We start from the raw sequence: 22756 nt of genomic DNA, 5'->3' as shown, positions 1-22756 counted from the left end.
GATTGGTGGTTCGAGCCAGCTACGCTCCCTGTCTGGTGCCTGCGTCCACGGACTATTGGACGAACCCGACTTTAGGTTGTTGGCAGCCTGCTAACCAGGTTATCGGTGGGACGCCTACGGCTGCGCTGCGCGCACGCAGCATCTCAGGTCGGAGGGCCCGGGCACGGAGTGCATCGCTGCGCTCACACCGCGTGGTCGCGGATGATGCCGAACCCAACGCGGTTAGGAAGTGGTCGGTCGCTCTGCTTGGGGCCGGCGCGCAGCGCAGCCGTAGGCGTCCCCGCGATACGGTCGGCAGCAGGCGGCCTACGCCCTGCATGGGGATCGTTCAATAGTGGGTTAATGCAGGCACGATCCCTGACTCACATGGCGTTAGCAGGCTCGAACGGGCAACCACATCGAACGGCAAGCACCGCCGCCGATACGACCAACGCCGTGCAATTGATTGCCAGCCGCATAGGCGACGCGTTTCTTGCTTACTTCTTGTCGCTTGGACAAGAAGTAAGTCGCCGGCTACGCCGGCGAAACAGCCCGCGCCCGCCAAGCACGACACCCAACCGCAGTGCCAAAGCCCAAGAGCCAATCCCCACCCTTACTCCACAATCGCCGGATGCACCGGCGGCGGCCCGCCCAGCGCCTGCCGGTACGACGGCGGCTGCACCCCCTCCGCATCGACGATGCCATAGGCCAGCGCCGCCTCTGCGCCGATCAGCACCCGTCCGGACTTGTCCATCAGCGCGGGGTCGCGGTACAGCGCATCGATAATCCGCCCGGTGAACTCAGGGGGCTCCGCCACTGGCGCGAAGGCCGCGTACTTGTCCGGATGCTTCTCCCATACCCGCAGCGTGCGCGCCGTGCGCAGCGGCCCCATCCACAGCGACACCGCCGCAACCCCGTAGGGTCGCAGGTCGACCGCCATGTCGTGCGCGAACTTGTCGATGCCCGCCTTCTGCGCGCCGTAGGCCGGACCGTGCATGTAGCAGTTGGCGCCAAATGACGAGGTGAACACGATCAGCCCGCGGCCCTGCGCGGCCATAATGGGCGCGGCATGCCAGCTGGCCACGTAACCTGAGCGCAGGCCTACATCGAGAATCCCGGCCATCTCCAGCGGCTTCTGCCAGAACGGCCCCGGCATGATGAGCTCGTCATGCAGGAAGGTCGCATTGTTGACGAGGATGTCGATACGGCCGGCTTCCTCCCGGACGCGATCGAACAGCCGCGCCACCTGCGCGTCGTCGCGATGGTCGCATGCGAGCGCGATGCCGCGCCCGCCGAGCGCGTCGATCTCCCGCGCCGTGGCGTGGATGGTGCCGGGCAGCGGCGCATTGCCTTCCTGTTCCGTACGCCCGGTCACGTACACGGTCGCGCCTGCCGCGCCCAGCGCCAACGCAATGCCCTTGCCGGCCCCGCGCGAGCCGCCCGTGACGACCGCGACGATGGCCTGTTCCGCCTGCTTCATGTCTGTCTCCTGTGTCAGTGATGTGCGGGCATCGTAGTGGCCGCCCGCGCTCCGTCGAAGCTTGGGGCGGGCGTGGCCTCGGGACATCCTTCGTTCGGACTAAGCGGTGCCATGGCCGGCTACTCCACGCGGACGATGGCTGCCGGCGCGGCTGGGCCGAGGATACTCGCCATCCCAACGACCGGCTGGGTGCTGTATCGGCGCCGCCGGTCACAACCAAGGAGTAAGCCTGGCCATGTCCGAACTGGAGCACAAGCAAGCCATTCACGCGCTGACCTGCCGCTATGCGCAGGCGGTGGACCGGCGCGATTTCGCGCGCCTGGCGGAAGTGTTCAGCCCGGATGCACGGCTGACCGGGCCGGGTTTTCGCATGGACGGAGCGCAAGCCATCGTCGACGGCATGGCATCGCTCGGCCAGTACAGCGCGACGCAGCACCACGTACACCAGCAGATGGTGGTGCTCGATGGCGATACCGCGACCGGGGAAACCTATTGCGTGGCCAACCACCTGTATGAGCAGGACGGGGTGCCGCGCAAGCTGGACTGGGGCATCCGTTACCAGGATCGCTTCGAGCGGTCGCAGGGCCAGTGGCGTATTGCAGCGCGCGAACTGGTGGTGGACTGGACGCAGGACCTGCCGCTGCGGGGGGCATGTCCATGACTCGCGTACTTGAAGGCAAGACCGCACTCGTCACCGGCGGCGCAGGCGGTATCGGCGCGGCCAGCGCCCTGGCGCTGCTGCGTGATGGCGCAGCAGTCGTCCTGATGGGGCGGCGTCGCGAAGCGCTGGAAGCGGCACGGCGCAGCCTGTGCGATGCAGTGGCCGGCGCCACGGTGGAAATCCGCGTCGGCGACGCTTGCCATGAGAATGACGTCCAGGCCGCGCTGCAGCAGGCCTGGGAACTGGGGCGCCGCCTCGATATCGTCGTGGCGACCGTTGGCGGCGGCGGTTTCCGTCCGCTGCTGATGCACGATACCGCGTCGCTGATGGCGGAGCTGGAGCTGAACATCGCCAGCGCGTTCCTGGCGATCCGCCAGGCGTCGCCGTTGATGGCTCCGCATGGCGGCGCGATCGTCTGTATTTCGTCGAACGCGGCGCGCATGACCTGCCGCTGGCTGTCTGCGTACTGCGCTGCGAAAGCTGGGCTGGAAGCGTTCGTGCGCGCCGCGGCCGAGGAGCTGGCGGGATGCGGCATCCGCGTCAATGCGGTGCGCCCGGGGCTTACCCGCTCCGGCGCGACCGGACCCATGTTCGACAACCCGGGCATGCTTGAAAAGTTCGTCGCGCAGATGCCGCTGGGCCGCGCCGGCGAGCCGGACGACATCGCCAGCGCGGTGCGTTACCTGGCCGGGCCGGAATCTGGCTGGGTGACGGGGCAGAGCATCGCCGTCGATGGCGGCAGCGAACTGCGCGGCAACCCCATCCTGGATGAAACCATGGCGGCCGTGTATGGCGAAGCCGCGCTGCGCGCGGTGCTGGCCGGCAGGATTCCGGACGCCGCCTGAAGCGGATCACCCAAGGAGAGAAACGATGAATCAAGTCACGGGCAAGGTCGTGCTGGTTACCGGTGCGGCCAGCGGGGTAGGGCGCGCCGATGCGCTGCTGCTGGCGGCCGAAGGCGCGCGCGTGGTGCTCACCGATGTCAACGAAGAGGTCGGCCAGGCGGTGGCGCGCGAGATCGGCGCTGCGGCGCTGTTCGTGCGCCACGACATTGCCAGCGAGGAGGACTGGCGCAAGGCCATGGCCACCGCGCAGGACCGCTTCGGCCGGCTCGATGTGCTGGTCAACAATGCAGCCATCTGTCCGCCGGGATCGATCGAGGAAACCTCGCTGGATACCTGGCGGCAGGTGATGCGCGTCAATGCCGACGGCTACTTCCTCGGCTGCAAGTTCGGCGTGCAGGCGATGAAGGGCAACCCGGCCGGCGGCTCCATTGTAGTGATGTCGTCGGTGGCAGCGCTGGGCGGATTGCCGATGATGTGCGCGTACAGCGGCGCGAAAGGTGCCGTGACCGCGCTGGCGCGCAGCGTGGCCGTGCACTGCAAGCGCAACGGCTACCGCATCCGTTGCAATTCCATCCACCCCGACGGGATCTGGACGCCGATGACGCAGGCGCTGGTGCCGGACCTGGATCCGGTGGCGCTGGGCATCGGCACGGACCCGATGGCACGCATGTGCCAGCCGGAGGATGTCGCCAACCTGGTACTGTTCCTGGCTTCGGACGCGTCGCGCTTCATCAACGGCGCGGAACTGCGCATCGACAACGCGCAGCTGATCTCGGGGCTGTAAGACCCGCCGCGGCGGCCTGCTAGCGCGGGCCGCCGCGGCGCCGTTTCAGCTGTATTGCGACACGATCTCGCTCACTGTGCGCAGGATGTCACGGCGACGATAGCCGAGCAGGACGGTCTCGGCCGCATCCGGCTCGTAGTAGAGCGTGTTGCCCCGGCCGAAGCAGATGGCCGAGTCCGGCAGCAGCGGATGCTCCTGGTCGATCACCGGCGGCACCGGACGGCCCGCATTGCGGAAGAACGCGCCGAAGTAGTCCTGGAACGACAGGTTCTCGTCGCCTACGAGGTAGGCCTTGCCATTTTCGCCGCGCAGCAGGGCACCTTCGATCGCTTCCGACAGCGACGCGGCCGAGATGAAGTTGACGCCGCCCGGCGGCGCGAAATCCGGCATCGGCGCAAGGTTGCCGCGGGCATAGCCGGTATAGGCCTTGAACATCGGCACCGTCAGGCCCGGCACCGTGCCCACGACAAACGGCGCATTCACGCTGCTCACGCGGAAGGCGTCCGTGGCCAGCGCGCGCACGCCTTCATCGGCCAGCTTGCGCGAGCGGATGTAGGCGTTGCCTTCCACCAGCCGCGGCGCGGCTTGTGGATAGAAGCTGCCGACATGGACCGCCACCCGGACCCCGGCATCGCGCGCGGCGCGGAAGAAGCGCGGCACGCCCTGGACGTTGGCGTACTCCCAGTGCGCTGCTTCGTCGCCGCCCGGCGGGACGTGGCGCACATCGTTGCCGGCGGCGAACACGAGCGCGTCGAAGGCACCGAGCTGCGCCACGGCCAGGTCATTGGCGATGTAATCGCAGCGCAGGAAGTCCAGCTCGCCCAGCGGCGTGCCGGGGGCGGGGCGGTTGCGTCCTGCGATGGTGACATCGTGCCCGCGGCTGCGCAGGTGCAGGGCCGCGTGGCCCCCGATCATGCCGGTGCCGCCGACGATCAGTATTTTCATGCTTGTCTCCTTGGGTGAGTGATGTGGCCACGGCGCGCGGCCATCAGAGGTTCATGCCGTTGCCGGCGATGACCGGCATGTTGGTCCAGGTCCCTTTTGGGTCGCGGTACCAGCCGGCGGCGGCAAGTGCGCCGCCGTTGACGTGCAGTGCCGTGCCCGTGATCCAGGCTGCGCGCGGGCTGGCCAGGAACAGGATGCCGTCGGCAATGTCCCGTGGCGTGCCGAAGCGCCCCAGCGGGATCCAGTGCGGGATATGGTGCTGGTGTTCCGCGGCAACCATCTGCGCCACTGGCACCTGCGGTGTTTCGGTGGTCTCGGGGGCGATCAGGTTGACGCGGATGCCCGCCGGCGCGAGTTCCAGCGCCAGGCTCTGCGTGAAACCCGTGATGGCGGCCTTGAAGGCGGCGTACACGCTGCAGTACGGGATGCCGCGGAAGGCCTCGATCGACGACACGCTGACGATGCTGCCGGCGGCGCTGCGCCGCAGCAGCGGCAACATGGCGCGCGTGACGGTGAATACGTGGCCCAGGTTGGCGGCGTAAAGGCTGGCGATCTCGTCGTCGGCATACAGCTCGAACGGCTTGGCGATGCGCAGGAAATCGCCGGCGTTGTTGACCAGCACGTCCAGCGCGCCGAAGCGCGCCTCGATCTGCGCCGCCAGGGCGCGCACGGTGTCGGCATCTGCCGCGTCACCCTGCGCCACCAGCACCTCGGCGCCGGCCTTGCCCAGCAGCGTGTGGGCATGGTCAGCCCGCTGCGCGTCGATCTCGAGGATCGCCACGCGCGCCCCCTGTTCCAGGAAGGCTTGCGCGGTGGCCAGCCCGATGCCGGCGCCGCCGCCGGTGACCAGCACGGTCTTGTCGGTGAAATCCATCTGAGTCGATCTCCTTCGGTTGCACTGCGGGGATGCCGACATTGGAGCGGCGGCGGGCGGGACGGACATCGTCCGATTGCAGGTCAGGGAAAACACCAGGGCGGCGCAAACTAGGGCAAACACGAACGCCGCGTGGCGGACACCGGCGGGCAGCATCCCTATAATCTGCGCTGCCGCCAGGTGCCGCAGAGCGCCGGCGGGCACACACGTGGTGTGGAAACAGGAGACCGAGAATGTTGATGGCGACCGTTGTGGCGCAGGAAATGGCGTCGCCTTTGCTTGCGCAGTCTGGCCTGAGCGTTGCGCAAATCAGCGCGTTGCTGGCCGCGGTCTACGAAGGGCCGATGGAACCGGTGCCGTGGGGCCATGCGCTCGAGATGCTGCGCAAGCAACTCGACGCCAGCTACGTGAGCTTTATCCTGCGCTCGCCCGCCAGCGACCGCAGCGGACTGGCGGTGCATGCGTCGGAGCGCGGCACCTCGCTGGAGGCGGAGGCGTCATACAACAGCTACTACTACGCCATCGATCCCTTCATCAACCTGCCCACCGACCGGGCGGTGACGGTCGATGAAGCGCTGGGCGCGGGCAACTGGTGCCGCAGCGAGATCTACCGGCAATTCCTGCAGCCGCTCGGCATCCGGTATCTGCTGGGCGCGGACATCCGTACCGAGGACGGTGTCGAGTGCCGCCTGCGCGTTTGCCGCCAGGACCATGCGCGGGATTTCTCGGACGTGGAAAAAGCGGCTTGCGGGGTGATCCTGCCGCACCTGAAGCGCGCGGTCCGGCTGCATTCCCGGCTGGATGTGGTGGAATCGGAGCGCTCGCTCTATGCGGGCGCGATCGACCGCATGCTGGTGGGCATGGTGATCCTCGACGCCGCCGGCACGATCCTCAAGAAGAATTCCGAAGCCGACGAGATCCTGGCGGAGAACGACGGCATCCGCCTGAACGGGAACACCTTCGAAATCGCTTACGCCCAGGAAAGCCGCAAGTTCCAGTACCTGCTGCGCCGTGCCCAGATGGGACACCACGGCAGCGCGCCGGCGCTGGCCGAGGCCATGTCGATCACGCGCCCGTCGGGGCGCGGCAAGCTGGGCGTGCTGATCCGCACCATTCCGCTCAGCGAATGGTCGGAAGAAAACCGGCATCGTCCGGCCTGCGCGGTCTTTATCCGCGATCCCGAGCGCAAGTCGCGCGCCTCGCACGAGGTGGTGCGCAAGCTGTTCGACCTCACGCCAGCCGAAACCTCCCTGGCGCTGGTGCTTGCCGACGGCATGACGCTGGACGAAGCGGCGGAGGCATTGGGTACCAGCAAGAACACGGCACGCGCCCACCTGCGCTCGATTTTCTCCAAAACGGGGGTCACGCGGCAGGCCACGCTCGTGCGCATGCTGCTGAGCAGTGTCGTGACGCTCGGCTGAGCGCCTTTACGTCAGCCGGCCGGCGCGCACGCCGTTGCGATCGGTCCTCCTAGTCCGAATGGAGGATGAGCTCCGCCAGCCGCGCTCCCAGCATGCCCATGACAAGCGGGCGCGGCACGCGGACGGCACGTCAGACAGACGCAGTGATGCGTGCTGTCCACGCTCGGCCCTGTTCCACGCACGCATCAACCTGTCCGGCCCCGGCCGGCACCTGTAGCAGGGAGCGTGGAGCATGGAAAAAGTCATCTATATCGTCTGGCGCGATCCGCGGACCGAGCCGGAGGAATTCTCACGCCGGCTGCGCACAACGCTTGCGGACAAGCTGCTGGGGCTGGGCGCGCGCGGACTGCAGGTCAACGTGGCGGATGATGCCGTATTGCCTGCCGCGGGCCTGCGCCAGGCGAACACCCGCCCGCAGATGGAGGGGCTGGTCTCGGTCTGGATGGACAGCGCCATCGACCGGCTGCGCCAGCCGTTCGACCAGGCAATCGAGGCCGCCGTCGGCCGCATGGCCGGCTACCTCGTTACGGAGTCCCAGCCCATCCGCAATACGCGTTTCCCGGCGGCGCCCGGTGAGCGCATGCCCGGCTTTGCGCAGCTGGCCTTCCTCACACGGCCGCCCCGGCTCACGCCGCAGGCGTGGCTGGACACCTGGCACAACCACCACACGCAAGTGGCGGTCGAGACCCAGGACAACTTCCTCTACGTGCAGAACGTGGTGGTGCGGCCGCTCACGTACGCCGCGCCGCCCTACGACGCCATCGTCGAAGAGTGCTTCCCGGACGAAGCGATGACCGACCCGCAGGCGTTCTTCGATGCCGTAGGCGATGAGGAAACATTCCAGCGCAACCTGCAGGCCATGATGGCCAGCTGCCAGCGCTTCATCGACTTCGACAAGATCGACGTGGTTCCCACCAGCCAGTACATCGTGCGCCCCGCCGCGGCCTGATTCTGGCACCGGACCGGCTAGTCCCACTGGACGATGTGCCGGCTTGCGGCGCACGGAAGAATAGGTCTCATCAGCCAGCAGTGGCAATGAACCTGAGGAGACCGGCATGTTGGACATTCGTGCGCTTGGCTACATCGTGGTCGAGTCCACCGACATCGGGCAGTGGCGACACTATGCCGAACAGGTGCTCGGCATGGCCTGTTCCGGCGCCCCCGGCGGTGCGCTGTACGTGAAGATGGATGAGCGCGACTACCGCTACCTGGTGGTGCCGGGCGCGCGCGACCGCTACCTGGCATCGGGCTGGGAACTGGCCGACGAGCCGGCCTACGGCCATGCGCTCGACGCGCTGCGCCAGGCCAACGTGGAGGTCGTGCACGCCAGCGCCGCGGAGCTGGCGCAGCGCCGCGTGCAGGCCATGGCCTGGTTCGCCGATCCGTCGGGCAACCGCCATGAGATCTCGTGGGGCATGCGCTCGGACTTCCTGCGCTTTGTCTCGCCGGCCGGCGTGCCGCGCTTCATCACGGACCCGATGGGGGCAGGGCACGCCGTGCTGCCCGCGCCGGCCTTCGACCAGACCTATGCCTTCCTGTGCGAGGTGATGGGTTTCGGGCTGTCGGACATCTTCCGCGTGCGCTTTACCAACGACCCGGCCGAACCGGAAAAGCGCATCCACTTCCTGCATTGCGGCAACGGCCGCCACCACAGCCTGGCGATCTTCGAGATGCCATCGGAAGCCGGCTGCATCCACGTGATGGCCGAGGTCCCGGACATGGCCGAGGTGGGCCGCGCGCTGGACCGCGTGCAGCAGCACGGCGTGAAGCTTTCGGCCACGCTGGGCCAGCACTGCAATGACCGCATGACTTCCTTCTACATGAAGACCCCCGGCGGCTTCGACCTCGAGTTCGGCCACGGCGGCCTGGTGGTGGACTGGAGCCGCCACGCGGCCTACGAGGCCACGCGCGTCAGCCTGTGGGGACACGACTTCAGCATCGGATACCGCTAAACACACCATGACCAAGACAATCGACAAGACCATGAGCGCGGCCGACGTGGTCGGCCAGCTCGCCGATGGCATGACCATCGGCATCGGCGGCTGGGGCCCGCGCCGCAAGCCGATGGCGCTGGTGCGCGAGATCCTGCGCTCGCCGCTGAAGGACCTGACCGTGGTCGCCTACGGCGGCCCCGAGGTGGGCATGCTGTGCGCGGCCGGGAAGGTGCGCCGGCTGGTGTTCGGCTTTGTCTCGCTCGACGTGATTCCGCTCGAGCCCTACTTCCGCCAGGCGCGCGAGCGCGGCGTGCTGGAGGTGACTGAGCTTGACGAAGGCATGCTGCAGCTGGGCCTGCGCGCGGCGGCAGCGCGCCTGCCGTTCCTGCCGACGCGCGCCGCGCTGGGCACTGACGTGCTGGACAAGAACCCCCAGCTGAAGACGGTGCGCTCGCCCTATGCCGATGGCGAAGTGCTGGTGGCGATGCCGGCGATCGAGCTTGATGCCGCGCTGCTGCACGTGAACGATAGTGATGTGCTCGGCAACACCCGCATCGACGGACCCGATCCGTTCTTCGATGAATGGTTCGCACGCGCCGCGCACCGCTGCTATGTGAGCTGCGAAACGCTGCACCCGCGCCTGGAGGACGAAGACCTGGCGCGCGCGCGCAACAACGCCTTCGAGCGCTCGCTGGTAAGCGGCGTGGTGCACGCACCCGGCGGCGCCCATCCCACTTCCTGCGCGCCGGCCTACGGCTGGGACCTGCCCGCGCTGAAGGCGTACTGCGCCAGCGCCGAGGCCGAGGACGGCTTCCGTGCCTACCGCGACGAGGTGGTGGGCGCGAGCGAGGCGGCCTACCTGGAGCGCATCGGCGGCCCTGGCCACGTGCGCGACCTGCCGCTGCCGGTACTTTGAACCCGCCAACCCAAGGAGCGACCGTGAGCGCCACTTATGAATTCACCCGCGCCGAGCTGATGATTGCCGCCGCCGCCCGCGAATGGCGCGACGATGGCGAGGTGCTGGCCACCGGCATCGGCACTGGCCCGCGCATCGCCGCCGGCCTGGCGCGGCTTGCGCACAACCCAGGCCTGCTGCTGACCGACGGCGAGGCCTACCTGGTGGAAACGCCGGTGCCGCTGGGCCCGCGCGAACCCGGCTACAAGGTGCGCGCCAGCGGCTGGATGGGCTACTCGCGCGTGTTCGACTGCCTGTGGGGCGGGCGCCGCCACGCGCTGGTGATGCCGACGCAGATCGACCGCTTCGGCCAGGCCAATATCTCCTGCCTGGGCGGCACGCATGCGCAGCCCAAGACCCAGCTGCTGGGCGCGCGCGGCTTTCCCGGCAACAGCATCCACCACGCCAATTCCTTCTTCGTGCCGGCCCACAGCACGCGCGCGTTGGTCGCGGGTGAAGTCGACATGGTTTGCAGCGCCGGCTACAACCCGGCCCGCCAGCTGGAGGGCATGCGCAGCTTCGTTGACCTGCGCGTGATTGTCACCGACCTGTGCGTGATGGATTTCGGCGCCCCCGGCCACGCCATCCGCGTGCGCTCGCTGCACCCGGGCGTGAGTTTCGGCCAGGTCCAGGCTGCCACCGGCTTTGCACTGGCGAACACGCCCGGCGAGGCCCTGCCGGAGACGGCGCCGCCCACACCGGAAGAGCTGCGGCTGATCGCCCAGCTTGATCCGCACAACCTGCGCGCGGCAATCGTGCGCGGCAATCCTTCCGGACGCGTGTGAGGCCGACATGACAACGCCAGCTATCGAAGCCATCAGCCTTGGCCCCAATGCCGAGGTGCTCTACCAGGTCGCAGACGGCATTGCCTCCGTGACCATGAACCGGCCGCAGTTCCACAACGCGCAGAACTCAAAGATGACCTACGCGCTGGACGAGGCCTACCGGCGCGCCGCCGCCGACGACGCCGTCAAGGTGATCGTGCTGCGCGGCGCCGGCAAGCATTTCTCGGCCGGCCACGACATCGGCACACCCGGGCGCGATATCAACGAGTCCTTCGAGCGTGTGTCGCTCTGGTATGACCACGTCAACAAGCCGGGCGGCGAGTTCCTCTATGCCCGCGAGCAGGAGGTCTACCTCGGCATGTGCCGGCGCTGGCGCGAGCTGCCCAAGCCGACCATCGCCATGGTGCATGGCGCCTGCATTGCCGGCGGGCTGATGCTGGCGTGGGTATGCGACCTGATCGTGGCGTCGGACGACGCCTTCTTTGCCGATCCGGTGGTGCGCATGGGCATTCCCGGCGTCGAGTACTTCGCGCATGCCTACGAGCTGCATCCGCGCATCGCCAAGGAGTTCCTCTTCCTGGGCGAGCGCATGGGCGCCGAACGCGCCGAGCGCATGGGCATGGTCAACCGCGTGGTGCCGCGCGACGCGCTGGAAGACACCGTCTACGGCATGGCCGCAAAGGTTGCGCAGATGCCGCGGCTGGGCCTGACGCTGACCAAGCAGGCCGTCAACCATGTGGAAGACCTGCAGGGCAAGCGCACCGCGATGGATGCCGTCTTTGCCTGGCACCACTTCGCCCATGCGCACAACGAACTGGTCAGCGGCGACAAGCTCGGCGGCTATGACGCGCGCGCCATGGCCGCTTCGCAACGCACCGGCGGCGAGGACAAGGCATGAGCACCGCGAGCCTGCACACCGTGCTGTGCGACCTGCTGGGCTGCCGCTACCCCATCGTGCAGACGGCGATGGGCTGGGTGGCGGATGCGAAGCTGGTCGCGGCCAGCGGCAATGCCGGGGCCTTCGGCTTCCTGGCCGGCGCCACGATTGCGCCCGGCGAGGTCGAGCGCGAAATCCTCCGCGTGAAGGCGCTCAGCGACCGGCCCTTCGGCATCAATTTCCACATGTTCCAGCCCAACGCGGAGGAAGTGATCGAGATGGCGATCCGCCACCGGCTGCGCGCCGTCAGCTACGGGCGCGGCCCGGACGCGAAGATGATCGGCAAGCTGAAGGCGGCTGGCGTGGTCTGCATGCCGACCGTCGGCGCGGCCAAGCATGCGGCCAGGGCCGTGGAACTGGGCGCGGACGTGGTCACCGTGCAGGGCGGCGAGGGCGGCGGCCATACCGGCGGCACCCCGACGACGCTGCTGCTGCCGCAGGTGCTGGACAGCGTGAGCGTGCCGGTGGTGGCCGCCGGCGGCTTTTTCGACGGCCGCGGACTGGCTGCGGCACTGGCCTACGGCGCGGCTGGCGTGGCCATGGGCACGCGCTTCCTGATGTCGGCCGAAGCGCCGGTGCCGGCGCAAACGCTGGAGCGCTACGTCAAGGTGCGCGACCCGGCGCAGATCCGCGTGTCGCTGGCCATTGACGGCCTGCCGCAGCGAATGATCGACAACGACCTGCTGCTGGCACTGGAGAAGGCCGGTCCGCTGCGGCGCACCTGGCTGGCGCTGGCGGCCGCGCGCAAGTGGCAGGCGCGTACCGGCATGCGCAGCGCGCAGATGCTGGCCACCGCCTGGCGCGCGATGCGCGAGCAGGACTACAGCGCCGCCCAGACCCTGATGGCCGCCAACGCGCCGGTGCTGATCCAGCGCGCGATGGTGGAGGGATGCCCCGATGAAGGGGTGCTGCCGAGCGGGCAGGCAGCGGCGGCGATTGGCGCCATCGAGTCGTGCGAGCAGATCGTGACGGGAATGGCTGCGCAGGCGCAGGCGCGCCTTGCGGCGCTGGCTGGCGCCGGACTGGCTGCAGCGGCCTGACCCACAGACAGAGGAAACCATGCAAATGAACCACAAGACCGGGCCGTTCCGCATCGACACCGCCAACGGCATCGCCGAACTGGTGATCGACCATCCGCCCGTCAATGCGCTCGACAGCGCCGGCTGGCATGCGCTGGCCGCCGCGATCGACCAACTGGGCACCGATCCCGCCGTGCACGTGATCGTGCTGCGCGGCGAGGGCCGCGGCTTCTGCGCCGGCGTCGACATCAAGGAGCTGGCCGCGCACCCGCAGCGCATCGTCGATGTCAACGCCGGCAACTACGCCACCTTCCGCGCCGTGCACCGCAATCCCAAGCCGGTCATCGTGGCCGTGCACGGCTTCGTGCTGGGCGGCGGCATCGGCATCTGCGGCGCGGCCGACATCATCGTGGCCGCCGATTGCGCGCGCTTCGGCGTGCCGGAGATCGACCGCGGCGCCATGGGCGGCGGCGCGCACCTGCAGCGCATGTTCGGCGTGCAGAAGGTCAGGGCGATGTACTTCACCGGCGAGATGATCGATGCCGCCGAGGCGTACCGGCTGGGCGCGGTCGAGCGCGTGGTGCCGCGCAGCGCGTTGCGCGACGCCGCCATGACGCTGGCCCTCCAGATCGCTGCCAAGAGCCCGGCCATGCTCCAGCTGGCCAAGGAAGCGCTCAATGGCGTGGAAGACGGCAACCTTGAGGACAAGTACCGCTGGGAACAGGGCTTCACGCTGCAGGCCTATATGAGCGCCGATTCCGGCGAGGCGCGCGCCGCCTTTGTCGAAGGCCGCGAAGCCCGCTTTGCACCGGGGGAGCGCGATGCAGCTTGAGTACACCGGCGCCCAGCGCGCCTTGCGCGCCGAGGTGCGTGACTGGATGGCCGCGCACGTGCCGCGCACGCCGCTGGCGAGCTTCGATACCGAAGCGGGCTTCGCCCAGCACCGCGCCTGGGAAGCCACGCTCAACCAGGGCCGCTGGAGCATGGTCACGTGGCCGGCCGAACTGGGCGGGCGCGGCTGCGACCTGATCGAGTGGCTGATCTTCGAGGAAGAATACTGGCGTGCCGGCGCGCCGATGCGCGTCAACCAGAACGGCATCTTCCTGCTCGGGCCCACGCTGATGGAATTCGGCACCGAGGCGCAGAAGGCGCGTTTCCTGCCGCGCATGGCCTCGGGCGAGCATGTCTGGGCGCAGGGCTGGTCCGAGCCGAACGCCGGCTCGGACATGGCCGCGATCCGCTGCAGCGCGATCCGGCAGGGCGATGAATACGTGATCAACGGCCAGAAGATCTGGTCGACACGCGCGGTGTGGGCGGACTGGCTGTTCGGCCTGTTCCGCACCGACCCGGCCTCGACGCGGCACCATGGCCTGACCTTCATCCTGATGCCGCTGGACACGCCCGGCATCACCGTGCGCCCGATCCGGCAGCTCAACGGCCAGACCGGCTTTGCCGAGATCTTCTTCGACGACGTGCGCGTGCCGGTGGAAAACCGCCTGGCCGCCGAAGGCGCAGGCTGGCAGGTGGCCATGGCCACCGCCGGCTTCGAGCGCGGCCTGATGCTGCGCTCGCCGGCGCGCTTCCAGGAAACCGCCCGCGCGCTGGTCAGGCTGTACCAGGCCAACCGCGAGACGGCGGACCGCGACCCGTCGCTGCGCGAGGCGGTGCTGCGCGCCTGGATGGACGCCGAGGCCTACACGCTGTCCACCTACGCCACCGCGAGCCGGCTGGTGCGGGGCGGCCACATTGGCGCGGAGTCGAGCACGAACAAGGTGTTCTGGTCCGAGCTGGATATCCATATGCATGATACCGCGCTGGCCATCCTGGGACAGGCGGCAGAGGTCGCGCCGGACGGCCAGCCGCCGGGTTCGCTCGGTCACTGGCTGGACGGCTTCCTGTTCTCGCAGGCCGGGCCGATCTATGCCGGGACCAACGAGATCCAGCGCAATATCGTCGCCGAGCGCCTGCTCGGCATGCCGCGCGCATGACGGCACCCGGGGAAAACACCATGGATTTCGCATTGACCGAAGAGCAGGAGCAGTTTGCCGAGGCGATCCGGCGCTTCCTGATGACCGAGATGACGCCCGAACTGACGCGCGAGCTGTGGGCCACTGAGTCCGGCCGCTCCGACGCGCTGTGGCGCCAGCTTGCCGGCCAGGGCCTGACCGCGGTGATGGTGCCGCAGGAGCACGGCGGGCTGGGGCTGGGCGAGGTCGAATGGGCGCCGCTGGCGCAGGCCTGCGGCTACTTTGCGCTGCCCGAGCCTTTGCTCGACACCGCGCTGGTGGCGGCCGGGCTGTTGCGTGACGCGCTCGCGGCAGCGCCGGACGCCTCGGCGCGCGAACGCTGCGCCGCGCTGCTGGAGCGCATCGCCGCCGGCGATGCCCGCGTGGCGGTCGCACATCCGCAAGAGCGGCTCGTCGCCGACGCCCATGTCGCCGACGCCATCCTGTGCGCGCACGAAGGTGCCGTGCACCTGCTGCGGCCGGACCAGGCCGTGCTGACGGCGCGCGCCGGGCTCGATCCTTCGCGCCGCTTGTTCGATCTGGCGTGGACGCCGGCCGCGGATACCGAGCTGATCCCGTGCGGCAGTGGCCTGTGGAACAGCGCGCTGAACCGCGGCGCGCTCGGCGTGGCCGCGCAGCAGCTGGGCCTGACGCAGCGCATGCTGGACCTGGCGATCGACTACAGCGCGCAGCGCAAGCAGTTCGGCAAGGCCATCGGCGCCTACCAGGCGGTCAAGCACCTGCTGGCCGACGTGGCGATCCAGCTTGAATTCGCCAGGCCGGTGCTGCTGCGGGCCGCCGCCGCGCTGGCGCATGGCCTGCCCGATGCGGGCCTGCATGTCTCGCACGCCCGGGTGGCCGCCGCGCGCTGCGCGTGGAGCGCGGCGCGACAGGCCATCCAGGTGCATGGCGCAATGGGCTACACCTGGGAGCTGGACCTGCAGATCTTCACCAAGCGGGCCTGGGCCCTGGCGGGAAGCTGGGGCGACCGTGCCTTCCACAAGGCGCGCATGGGCGCGCACATCCTTGACGGCGCGCATGACATCGGCGCCGGCGCCACCTTCGCCTGAATCCAAAGAGACCAATGATCATGAAAGACGCCTATATCGTTGATGCCCTGCGCACGCCCACCGGGCGCCGCAAGGGCGGACTGTCGCACATGCACGGCGCCGACCTGGGCGGCTTCGTGCTGGCCGAACTGGTGCGCCGCAACGGCATTCCTGCCGAAGACTATGACGACGTAGTGTTCGGCTGCGTCGACACCATCGGCCCGCTGGCCGGCAATATTGCCCGCAGCGCGTGGCTGGCTGCCGGCCTGCCGCTGACGGTGCCGGGCGTGACCGTGGACCGCCAGTGCGGCTCGTCTCAGCAGGCCGTGCACTTTGCCGCGCAGGCGGTGATGAGCGGCACGCAGGATGTGGTGATTGCCGGCGGCGTGCAGACCATGACCCAGATCCCGATCTCGTCGGCCATGCTGGCCGGGCAGGCGCTGGGGTTTGCCGACCCGTTCTCGGGCAGCAAGGGCTGGCAGGCACGCTTTGGCGATGCGCCGGTGTCGCAGTTCCACGCCGCGCAGCGCATTGCCGATCACTGGAAGCTGTCGCGCGAGGCCATGGAAGCCTACGCGCTGGCAAGCCATCAGCGCGCCGCTGCGGCCATCGAAGGCGGCCGCTTTGCGCGCGAGATCGTGCCATGCGAAGGCGTGAAGCATGACGAGACCCCGCGCCCCGATACCACGCTGGCCAAGATGGCCGCGCTGGAGCCGCTGATGCCGGGCGCAGCGCTGACTGCCGCGGTGTCCAGCCAGACCGCCGATGCCGCCGCCGCGCTGCTGATCGTTTCCGAAGAGGCGCTCAAGCGCTACCAGCTCACGCCGCGAGCGCGCATCGCGCATATGAGTGTGCTGGGAGACGACCCGCTGTGGATGCTGACCGCGCCGATCCCGGCCACCAGGCGCGCACTTGAGCGCAGCGGCCTGCGCCTGGCCGATATCGACGTGGTCGAGATCAATGAAGCGTTCGCCTCGGTGGCGATGGCATGGCTGGCCGAGACCGGCTACGCCCCGGAACGCACCAACCCCAACGGCGGCGCCATCGCACTGGGCCACCCGCTGGGCGCCACCGGCGCGCGCCTGATGACCACGCTGCTGCACGAGCTGGAACGCACCGGCGGGCGCTACGGCCTGCAGACCATGTGCGAAGGCGGTGGCCTGGCCAACGTCACCATCATCGAACGGCTGTAAGGAGATCGTCATGGGAATCTGCGACGCACGCACCGTCATCATCACCGGTGCCGGCGGCGGGCTGGGCCGCGCCTATGCGCTGGCCTTCGCCGCCGAGGGCGCCAACGTGGTCGTCAACGACATCCGGCGCGAGGCGGCCGAGGCCGTCTGCGCGGAGATCCGCGCGGCCGGCGCGAATGCAAACGCGGCGCTGGCCAGCGCTGACGACATCACGCAGCTGGCCACCGCGCAGCGCATCGTCGATGCGGCGGTCGAGGTTTTCGGCGACGTGCATGTGCTGGTCAACAACGCCGGCATCTGCCGCGACCGCATGTTTGTCAGCCTGACCGAAGCCGACTGGGACGACGTCATGCGCGTGCACCTGCGCGGCCACTTCTGCCTGGCCAACCTGCTGGCGCGGCGCTGGCGCGATGCCGCCAAGGCTGGCCGCCCCGTCGACGCGCGCATTATCAACACCAGCTCCGGCGCGGGCCTGCAGGGTTCGGTCGGGCAGTCCAACTACGCCGCCGCCAAGGCTGGCATTGCCGCGCTCACGCTGGTGCAGGCCGCCGAGCTGGGCCGCTACGGCATCACCGCCAATGCGCTGGCGCCGGCGGCGCGCACCGGCATGACCGAAGACGTGTTCGCCGACATGATGCGGGCGCCGGCCGACGGCTTCGATTACTACGACCCGGCCAACGTTGCGCCGCTGGTGGTGTGGCTGGGCAGCGCCGCGTCCGCGCAGGTCAACGGCCGCATGTTCGAGGCGGCCGGCGGCATGGTCTCGGTGGCCGACGGCTGGCGCACCGGACCCAGGACCGACAAGGGATCGCGCTGGCAGCCGGCCGAACTGGGCCCAGCCGTGGCGGAACTGCTGGCGCAGGCGCAGACGCCCCAGCCGGTCTACGGCAGCTGAGCGCGACGGCCATGGACTTCTCCCTTAGCGTCGAACAGCAGATGGTCCGCGACAGCGCGCGCGACTACCTCGCCGCGCACAGCGATTCGGCGGCGGTGCGGCGCGTGACCGAGGCAGGCCCGGCGCACGACGAGGCCCTGTGGCACGCGCTCGCTGGCGAACTCGGCTGGTGCGGCATCGCACTGCCCGAAGCCGTGGGCGGCGCCGGCCTGGGTGCGTCCGGGCTGGTGCTGCTGCAGGAACAACTGGGCCAGCGCCTGGCCTGCGTGCCGTTCTGGTCCGCCGTGTGCGTGGCCGCGCCTTGGCTGCAGGCCAGCCTGGGCCCGCGTGGCAGCGCGCAATGGCTGGAACGGCTGGCCTGTGGCGAGCTTCGTGCCGCCGCGGTGCTGTCGGACGATGGCGGCTGGCAATACGACGGCGTCGCGATCGCCGCGCAGGCAAGCACGGATGGCTTCGTGCTGCGTGGCAGCGCCGCCCAGGTCGCCGATGCTGTCGGCGCTGACTGGCTGCTGGTGCCGGCCCGGCTCGAAGACGGCGTGCCTGCGCTGTTTCTGCTGGAATCGGCGGCACTGGCACAGGATGCGCGATTCATGTTAGCGCCGCTCGATACGCTAGACCGCACGCGGCCGCTGGCCGCGCTGCGGCTGGACGGGCTGCCCGTGCCCGCCGGCGCCTGCCTGGCGCGCGCAGACGCGGCGGCGTTCGGCCTGGCCCATGCCTGGTGGCACGGCAAGCTGATGCTGGCGGCGGAGCAGCTTGGCGCGGCGCAGCAATGCCTGGACCTGACCGTGGCCTATGCATCGGAACGGATCCAGTTCGGGCGCGCCATTGCCTCGTTCCAGTCGGTCAAGCACCGCTGCGCGCAGATGATGGTGCTGGTCGAGGCGGCGCGCTCGGCGGTGTATGGCGCGGCGCAGGCATGGGATGCGAGCGATGTGGCCGATGGCACCGGCATCCGCCTCGACATCGCCGCCGCCGCCGTGGCCGCCGACGACGCCTTGCGCTTCTGCGCGCAGGAGGCCATCCAGCTGCATGGCGGTGTCGGCTTCACCTGGGAATACGACCCCCAGCTCTATTTCAAGCGCGCGCAGGCCGCCAGCCACTGGCTGGGCGGTGCCGGCGCGGCCCTGGCGTATCTCGCAGCAAATGGCCCGCACGCCTGGAGGACAGCATGACAGCGAATCACGAGGCGGCATTCCGCGCCGAAGTCGCGCAGTGGATGGCCGCCAACCTGGCCGGCGAGTTCGCCTGCCTGAAGCACCGCGGCGGCCCCGGCGACGAAGCGGCCTATCCCGAACTGCGCAAGGCTTGGGAGCGCCGGCTGGCCGAGGGCGGCTGGACCGGCCTGGGCTGGCCGCGCGCGCATGGCGGGCGCGAGCTGCCGGTCATGCAACAGGTGATCTTCCATGAGGAATACGCGCGGGCAGGGGGACCGGGCCGCATGGGCCATATCGGCGAGGGGCTGATCGGCCCGACCCTGACCGCCTTCGGCACCGAGGACCAGAAGGCGCGCCTGCTGCCCGGCATCCTTGATGGCACCACGTTCTGGTGCCAGGGGTATTCGGAGCCCGGCGCAGGCTCGGACCTGGCCAATGTGCGCACGCGGGCGGAGCGCGACGCGGCCAGTGGCGACTGGCTGGTGAGCGGCCAGAAGGTGTGGACTTCGCTCGCGCACGACTCGGACTGGATCTTCGTGCTGGCGCGCTGCGAGCCCGGCTCGCGCGGCAGCAAGGGCTTGATCTTCCTGATGCTGCCGCTGGACCAGCCCGGCATCGAGATCCGGCCGATCCGCCAGATGGGCGGCGGCGCTGAATTCAATGAGGTGTTCTTCGACGGCGCGCGTGCCGCCGCCGCCGACGTGCTGGGCGCGCCCGGCGATGGCTGGCGCATCGCCATGGCGCTGCTGGGCTTCGAGCGCGGCATCTCCACGCTGGGCCAGCAGATGCAGTTCACGCATGAGCTGGAATGGGTGGCGCAGGCCGCGCGCGACAACGGCAGCAGCCGCGACGCGCTGGTGCGCCAGCGCATCGCACGCGCCTGGGCCGGACTGCGCGTGATGCGCGCCAATGCGCTGCGCATGCTGGCGGGCGCGGCGCAGGCGGGCCAGGACGGTGGCACCGCGCTGCAGCGCGAGGCGCTGATCTACAAGTACTACTGGTCCAACTGGCACCGCGACCTGGGCCAGCTGGCGCTGGACGTGCTGGGCCCGCTGGCCAACGTGCTGGACGCCGGTGACACGCGCCGCACGCGGCTGCAGCAGATGGCGCTGTTCTCGCGCGCCGACACCATCTACGCCGGCACCAACGAAATCCAGCTCAACATCATCGCCGAACGCGGCCTTGGCATGCCGCGCGAAGCACGAGGACAGCCATGACCCTGAACACCGAAATCCCCAACGCCCCGGCCTATGTGCCCGGCCATCAGCTGCTCGCCGGCAAGAGCGTGCTCATCACCGCCGCGGCGGGCGCCGGCATCGGCTTTGCCGCCGCGCGCCGCTGCGCCGAGGAGGGCTGCCGCGCGCTGATGATCTCCGACGTCCATGAGAAGCGCCTGGCCGACGCGGTCGAGCGCCTGCGCGCGGAAACCGGCCTGCAGGCGATCCATGGCCAGCTTTGCGATGTGTCGGATGAAGCGCAGGTGCGCGCACTTGTGGCCGCCGCCGAAGAAGCGTTGGGCGGCACCGACGTACTGATCAACAACGCCGGCCTGGGCGGCTCGCGCCGCCTAGTTGATATGGACGATGCCGAGTGGTCGCGCGTGATCGATATTTCCCTCACCGGCACCTTCCGCATGACGCGCGCAATGTTGCCGCACATGCAGGCGCGCCGGCGCGGCGCCATCGTCAACAACGCCTCGGTGTTGGGCTGGCGTGCGCAGAAGGAGCAGTCGCACTACGCCGCGGCCAAGGCCGGGGTGATGGCGCTGACGCGCTGCAGCGCGATGGAGGCCGCCGAATTTGGCGTGCGCATCAATGCGGTGGCGCCCAGCATCGCGCTGCACGACTTCCTGAAGAAGTCGGCACCGGCCGACCTGCTGCGCCAGCTCAGCGAGCGCGAAGCGTTCGGGCGCGCGGCAGAGGTGTGGGAGGTGGCCAATGTGATGGTGTTCCTGGCCAGCGACTATGCGTCATACATGACCGGCGAGGTGTTGCCGGTGAGTAGTCAGCGGGCTTGAACGGAAGCAAAGCCGGGCAGCACAGCCGGCATCGGGATCAACAGTAGGAACCAGACATGCCACGCATCTTTCGCTCCGCCGAAGACATCCACGCCGCCGTCGGCCAGCGCCTCGGCGAAAGCGCCTGGACCCGTATCACCCAGGACCAGGTCAACCGGTTCGCCGATGCCACCGGCGACCACCAGTGGCTCCACGTCGACCCGGAACGCGCCGCGCAAGGCCCCTACGGCGGCTGCATTGCCCACGGCTACCTGACGCTGGCCCTGGTCAACCAGTTTCTGCCGGAACTCGTCACCGTCGAAGGCATGAAGTGGGGCGTCAACTACGGCTGCGACAAGGTCCGTTTCCCGGCGGCCGTGCGCGTCGGGGCGCGTGTGCGCGGCGTGGGCGAGCTGGTGCGGGCCGAGACGCTGCCGGGCGGCGTGCAGTCGGTGGTGCGCATGACGGTGGAGATCGAAGGCGAGGCCAAGCCCGCCTGCGTGGCCGAGACGATCAGCCGCTACTACTTCTGACCACAGGGAATCGAGCATGAATGAAGCAGTCATTGTCGCCGTTGCGCGCACCCCCATCGGCAAGGCCTTCCGCGGCGCCTTCAACGATACCGAAGCCCCGGTGCTGGGCGGCCACGTGGTGCGCGCGGTGGTCGAGCGCGCGGGCGTGGACCCGTCCGAGATCGACGACGTGCTGATCGGCGCGGCCGCGCAGCAGGGCACCCAGGGCTACAACTTCGGCCGCCTGTGCGCCGTGGCCGCGGGGCTGCCTGACAGCGTGCCGGGCATGACCATGGACCGCATGTGCGGCTCGGGCCTGATGACGATCGCGGCGGGTGCCCGTGCGATCCAGTGCGGCGAGGCCGACATCATCGTCGCCGGCGGCGCGGAATCGATCTCGCTGACGCAGAACAAGTACAAGAACAGCTTCCGCGCGCAGTCCGAAGCGGTGCTGGCGCGGCAGCCGGCGGCCTACATGGCGATGATTGAGACCGCCGAGGTGGTGGCGCGCCGCTACGGCATCAGCCGCGCCGAGCAGGACGCCTACGCCTGGCGCAGCCAGCAGCGCACCGCCGAGGCGCAGCGGTGCGGCGCCTTCGACGACGAGATCGTGCCGCTGGAAACGCGCCGTGCGCTGTTCGACAAGGCCGGCGTACTGACCGGCCATGAGAGCGTGACGCTGGCGCAGGACGAATGCAACCGGCCTGATACCACGGCGGCCAGCCTGGCGGCGCTCAAGCCGGTCTGGAGCGGCGGGCAGGCGGTGGCCGAGGGGGAGCACATCACCGCGGGCAATGCCTCGCAACTGTCCGATGGCGCCGCCGCGGTGCTGCTGATGAGCGCCGACGAAGCGCGCCGCCGCGGCCTGCGCCCGCTGGGCCGCTATCGCGGCATGGCGGTGGCGGGCTGTGCGCCGGATGAGATGGGCATCGGCCCGGTGTTCGCGGTGCCGAAGCTGCTGGCGCGCCACGGCATGACGGTGGCGGACGTGGGACTGTGGGAGCTGAACGAGGCCTTCGCCTCGCAGGTGCTGTACTGCCAGCAGCAGCTCGGCATCCCCGATGCGCGGCTGAACGTGAACGGCGGCGCGATCTCGGTCGGGCATCCGTTCGGCATGTCGGGCGCGCGCATGACCGCGCATGCGCTGATCGAGGGCCAGCGCCGCGGCGTGCGGCAAGCGGTGGTGACGATGTGTATTGGTGGCGGCATGGGTGCGGCGGCGCTGTTCGACGTTCTGTAACTAGAAGTGCTGGTTTGCGCCCCTCTCGCGCAAGCGGGAAAGAGGCGCAAATCGTTCGCTGCGCAAAGCAGCCCCGGCAAGTACGGCCC

The 22756-nt window shown here is 69.3% G+C and carries 23 protein-coding genes; 20 read left to right on the top strand and 3 right to left on the bottom strand.

The window, feature by feature from the left end:
* Positions 1–592: 592 nt before the first annotated feature.
* A complete protein-coding gene (locus A3A5_RS0124000; protein WP_018313037.1) occupies positions 593–1459 on the bottom strand; it encodes an SDR family NAD(P)-dependent oxidoreductase in 867 nt (288 codons plus the stop codon).
* A 235-nt stretch (positions 1460–1694) separates the two neighbouring features.
* Here A3A5_RS0124000 and A3A5_RS0123995 point away from each other — a divergent pair, with 235 nt between their 5' ends.
* The 3 genes from A3A5_RS0123995 to A3A5_RS0123985 are packed head-to-tail and all read left to right on the top strand — an operon-like array spanning position 1695 to position 3749.
* Positions 1695–2120, top strand: a complete 426-nt coding sequence (locus A3A5_RS0123995; RefSeq protein ID WP_018313036.1) for a nuclear transport factor 2 family protein — start codon at positions 1695–1697, stop codon at positions 2118–2120.
* A complete protein-coding gene (locus tag A3A5_RS0123990; protein WP_018313035.1) occupies positions 2117–2965 on the top strand; it encodes an SDR family NAD(P)-dependent oxidoreductase in 849 nt (282 codons plus the stop codon). Before A3A5_RS0123995 ends, A3A5_RS0123990 begins: the two co-directional genes overlap by 4 nt.
* Positions 2966–2990: 25 nt before the next feature.
* Entirely contained in the window at positions 2991–3749 is a 759-nt protein-coding gene (locus A3A5_RS0123985; protein ID WP_018313034.1) for an SDR family oxidoreductase, read from the top strand.
* 45 nt (positions 3750–3794) lie between these two features.
* Here the strand turns inward: A3A5_RS0123985 and A3A5_RS0123980 are convergent, their stop codons facing one another.
* On the bottom strand, positions 3795–4694 hold the full coding sequence (locus tag A3A5_RS0123980) for an NAD(P)-dependent oxidoreductase (protein WP_018313033.1): 900 nt from the start codon (positions 4692–4694) through the stop codon (positions 3795–3797).
* A gap of 43 nt (positions 4695–4737) precedes the next feature.
* Positions 4738–5568, bottom strand: a complete 831-nt coding sequence (locus tag A3A5_RS0123975) for an SDR family NAD(P)-dependent oxidoreductase (RefSeq protein WP_018313032.1) — start codon at positions 5566–5568, stop codon at positions 4738–4740.
* 233 nt (positions 5569–5801) lie between these two features.
* On the opposite strand from A3A5_RS0123975, the gene A3A5_RS0123970 reads away from it, so the two are divergent.
* The 17 genes from A3A5_RS0123970 (at position 5802) to A3A5_RS0123890 (ending at position 22667) form a co-directional block, all read left to right on the top strand.
* Positions 5802–6989 carry a helix-turn-helix transcriptional regulator gene (locus A3A5_RS0123970; RefSeq protein ID WP_018313031.1) on the top strand — a complete coding sequence of 396 codons (1188 nt, stop codon included), beginning with the start codon at positions 5802–5804 and terminating at the stop codon, positions 6987–6989.
* A gap of 232 nt (positions 6990–7221) precedes the next feature.
* On the top strand, positions 7222–7938 hold the full coding sequence (locus tag A3A5_RS0123965) for an EthD domain-containing protein (RefSeq protein WP_018313030.1): 717 nt from the start codon (positions 7222–7224) through the stop codon (positions 7936–7938).
* A gap of 106 nt (positions 7939–8044) precedes the next feature.
* Positions 8045–8941, top strand: coding sequence for a VOC family protein (locus A3A5_RS0123960; RefSeq protein WP_018313029.1), 897 nt, complete (start codon positions 8045–8047; stop codon positions 8939–8941).
* Positions 8942–8948: 7 nt separating this feature from the next.
* Positions 8949–9839 carry a CoA transferase subunit A gene (locus A3A5_RS0123955; RefSeq protein WP_018313028.1) on the top strand — a complete coding sequence of 297 codons (891 nt, stop codon included), beginning with the start codon at positions 8949–8951 and terminating at the stop codon, positions 9837–9839.
* Between the two features lie 23 nt (positions 9840–9862).
* Complete coding sequence (locus tag A3A5_RS0123950; protein WP_018313027.1) at positions 9863–10663, top strand: acyl CoA--acetate/3-ketoacid CoA transferase subunit beta; 801 nt, start codon at positions 9863–9865, stop codon at positions 10661–10663.
* Positions 10664–10670: 7 nt separating this feature from the next.
* The gene (locus A3A5_RS0123945; protein WP_018313026.1) at positions 10671–11561 is read left to right on the top strand and encodes an enoyl-CoA hydratase; all 891 of its coding nucleotides are present in this window, start codon (positions 10671–10673) and stop codon (positions 11559–11561) included.
* Positions 11558–12640 carry a nitronate monooxygenase gene (locus A3A5_RS0123940; RefSeq protein ID WP_018313025.1) on the top strand — a complete coding sequence of 361 codons (1083 nt, stop codon included), beginning with the start codon at positions 11558–11560 and terminating at the stop codon, positions 12638–12640. Before A3A5_RS0123945 ends, A3A5_RS0123940 begins: the two co-directional genes overlap by 4 nt.
* A gap of 19 nt (positions 12641–12659) precedes the next feature.
* Positions 12660–13451: an enoyl-CoA hydratase family protein gene (locus A3A5_RS0123935; RefSeq protein WP_026201059.1), complete on the top strand. Its 792-nt coding sequence runs from the start codon at positions 12660–12662 to the stop codon at positions 13449–13451.
* Positions 13441–14607 (top strand): acyl-CoA dehydrogenase family protein, encoded by a 1167-nt coding sequence (locus A3A5_RS0123930; protein WP_018313023.1) that lies wholly within the window; start codon positions 13441–13443, stop codon positions 14605–14607. Before A3A5_RS0123935 ends, A3A5_RS0123930 begins: the two co-directional genes overlap by 11 nt.
* Positions 14608–14627: 20 nt before the next feature.
* Positions 14628–15695: an acyl-CoA dehydrogenase family protein gene (locus A3A5_RS0123925; RefSeq protein WP_018313022.1), complete on the top strand. Its 1068-nt coding sequence runs from the start codon at positions 14628–14630 to the stop codon at positions 15693–15695.
* Positions 15696–15715: 20 nt separating this feature from the next.
* Complete coding sequence (locus tag A3A5_RS0123920) at positions 15716–16867, top strand: acetyl-CoA C-acetyltransferase (RefSeq protein WP_026201058.1); 1152 nt, start codon at positions 15716–15718, stop codon at positions 16865–16867.
* A gap of 10 nt (positions 16868–16877) precedes the next feature.
* A complete protein-coding gene (locus A3A5_RS0123915) occupies positions 16878–17762 on the top strand; it encodes an SDR family oxidoreductase (protein ID WP_018313020.1) in 885 nt (294 codons plus the stop codon).
* 11 nt (positions 17763–17773) lie between these two features.
* Positions 17774–18937 (top strand): acyl-CoA dehydrogenase family protein, encoded by a 1164-nt coding sequence (locus tag A3A5_RS0123910; RefSeq protein WP_018313019.1) that lies wholly within the window; start codon positions 17774–17776, stop codon positions 18935–18937.
* Positions 18934–20136 carry an acyl-CoA dehydrogenase family protein gene (locus A3A5_RS0123905; protein ID WP_018313018.1) on the top strand — a complete coding sequence of 401 codons (1203 nt, stop codon included), beginning with the start codon at positions 18934–18936 and terminating at the stop codon, positions 20134–20136. The genes A3A5_RS0123910 and A3A5_RS0123905 overlap by 4 nt, the downstream gene beginning before the upstream one ends.
* Positions 20133–20936, top strand: coding sequence for an SDR family oxidoreductase (locus A3A5_RS0123900; RefSeq protein WP_018313017.1), 804 nt, complete (start codon positions 20133–20135; stop codon positions 20934–20936). Before A3A5_RS0123905 ends, A3A5_RS0123900 begins: the two co-directional genes overlap by 4 nt.
* 56 nt (positions 20937–20992) lie before the next feature.
* Positions 20993–21448: a MaoC family dehydratase gene (locus tag A3A5_RS0123895; RefSeq protein WP_018313016.1), complete on the top strand. Its 456-nt coding sequence runs from the start codon at positions 20993–20995 to the stop codon at positions 21446–21448.
* A gap of 16 nt (positions 21449–21464) precedes the next feature.
* Positions 21465–22667, top strand: a complete 1203-nt coding sequence (locus A3A5_RS0123890) for an acetyl-CoA C-acyltransferase (RefSeq protein WP_018313015.1) — start codon at positions 21465–21467, stop codon at positions 22665–22667.
* Positions 22668–22756: the final 89 nt, after the last annotated feature.

The organism is Cupriavidus sp. UYPR2.512, assembly GCF_000379565.1.
Classification (GTDB): Bacteria; Pseudomonadota; Gammaproteobacteria; order Burkholderiales; family Burkholderiaceae; genus Cupriavidus.
Note: the sequence above shows the minus strand (reverse complement) of the source record. Positions and strands in the feature narration are given on the sequence as shown.

What these genes read in the sequence shown, in the direction of transcription:
- A3A5_RS0124000 (WP_018313037.1), bottom strand. Translation starts at nt 1,459, where the DNA reads ATGAAGCAGGCGGAACAGGCCATCGTCGCGGTCGTCACGGGCGGCTCG.
- A3A5_RS0123995 (WP_018313036.1), top strand. Translation starts at nt 1,695, where the DNA reads ATGTCCGAACTGGAGCACAAGCAAGCCATTCACGCGCTGACCTGCCGC.
- A3A5_RS0123990 (WP_018313035.1), top strand. Translation starts at nt 2,117, where the DNA reads ATGACTCGCGTACTTGAAGGCAAGACCGCACTCGTCACCGGCGGCGCA.
- A3A5_RS0123985 (WP_018313034.1), top strand. Translation starts at nt 2,991, where the DNA reads ATGAATCAAGTCACGGGCAAGGTCGTGCTGGTTACCGGTGCGGCCAGC.
- A3A5_RS0123980 (WP_018313033.1), bottom strand. Translation starts at nt 4,694, where the DNA reads ATGAAAATACTGATCGTCGGCGGCACCGGCATGATCGGGGGCCACGCG.
- A3A5_RS0123975 (WP_018313032.1), bottom strand. Translation starts at nt 5,568, where the DNA reads ATGGATTTCACCGACAAGACCGTGCTGGTCACCGGCGGCGGCGCCGGC.
- A3A5_RS0123970 (WP_018313031.1), top strand. Translation starts at nt 5,802, where the DNA reads ATGTTGATGGCGACCGTTGTGGCGCAGGAAATGGCGTCGCCTTTGCTT.
- A3A5_RS0123965 (WP_018313030.1), top strand. Translation starts at nt 7,222, where the DNA reads ATGGAAAAAGTCATCTATATCGTCTGGCGCGATCCGCGGACCGAGCCG.
- A3A5_RS0123960 (WP_018313029.1), top strand. Translation starts at nt 8,045, where the DNA reads ATGTTGGACATTCGTGCGCTTGGCTACATCGTGGTCGAGTCCACCGAC.
- A3A5_RS0123955 (WP_018313028.1), top strand. Translation starts at nt 8,949, where the DNA reads ATGACCAAGACAATCGACAAGACCATGAGCGCGGCCGACGTGGTCGGC.
- A3A5_RS0123945 (WP_018313026.1), top strand. Translation starts at nt 10,671, where the DNA reads ATGACAACGCCAGCTATCGAAGCCATCAGCCTTGGCCCCAATGCCGAG.
- A3A5_RS0123940 (WP_018313025.1), top strand. Translation starts at nt 11,558, where the DNA reads ATGAGCACCGCGAGCCTGCACACCGTGCTGTGCGACCTGCTGGGCTGC.
- A3A5_RS0123935 (WP_026201059.1), top strand. Translation starts at nt 12,660, where the DNA reads ATGCAAATGAACCACAAGACCGGGCCGTTCCGCATCGACACCGCCAAC.
- A3A5_RS0123930 (WP_018313023.1), top strand. Translation starts at nt 13,441, where the DNA reads ATGCAGCTTGAGTACACCGGCGCCCAGCGCGCCTTGCGCGCCGAGGTG.
- A3A5_RS0123925 (WP_018313022.1), top strand. Translation starts at nt 14,628, where the DNA reads ATGGATTTCGCATTGACCGAAGAGCAGGAGCAGTTTGCCGAGGCGATC.
- A3A5_RS0123920 (WP_026201058.1), top strand. Translation starts at nt 15,716, where the DNA reads ATGAAAGACGCCTATATCGTTGATGCCCTGCGCACGCCCACCGGGCGC.
- A3A5_RS0123915 (WP_018313020.1), top strand. Translation starts at nt 16,878, where the DNA reads ATGGGAATCTGCGACGCACGCACCGTCATCATCACCGGTGCCGGCGGC.
- A3A5_RS0123910 (WP_018313019.1), top strand. Translation starts at nt 17,774, where the DNA reads ATGGACTTCTCCCTTAGCGTCGAACAGCAGATGGTCCGCGACAGCGCG.
- A3A5_RS0123905 (WP_018313018.1), top strand. Translation starts at nt 18,934, where the DNA reads ATGACAGCGAATCACGAGGCGGCATTCCGCGCCGAAGTCGCGCAGTGG.
- A3A5_RS0123900 (WP_018313017.1), top strand. Translation starts at nt 20,133, where the DNA reads ATGACCCTGAACACCGAAATCCCCAACGCCCCGGCCTATGTGCCCGGC.
- A3A5_RS0123895 (WP_018313016.1), top strand. Translation starts at nt 20,993, where the DNA reads ATGCCACGCATCTTTCGCTCCGCCGAAGACATCCACGCCGCCGTCGGC.
- A3A5_RS0123890 (WP_018313015.1), top strand. Translation starts at nt 21,465, where the DNA reads ATGAATGAAGCAGTCATTGTCGCCGTTGCGCGCACCCCCATCGGCAAG.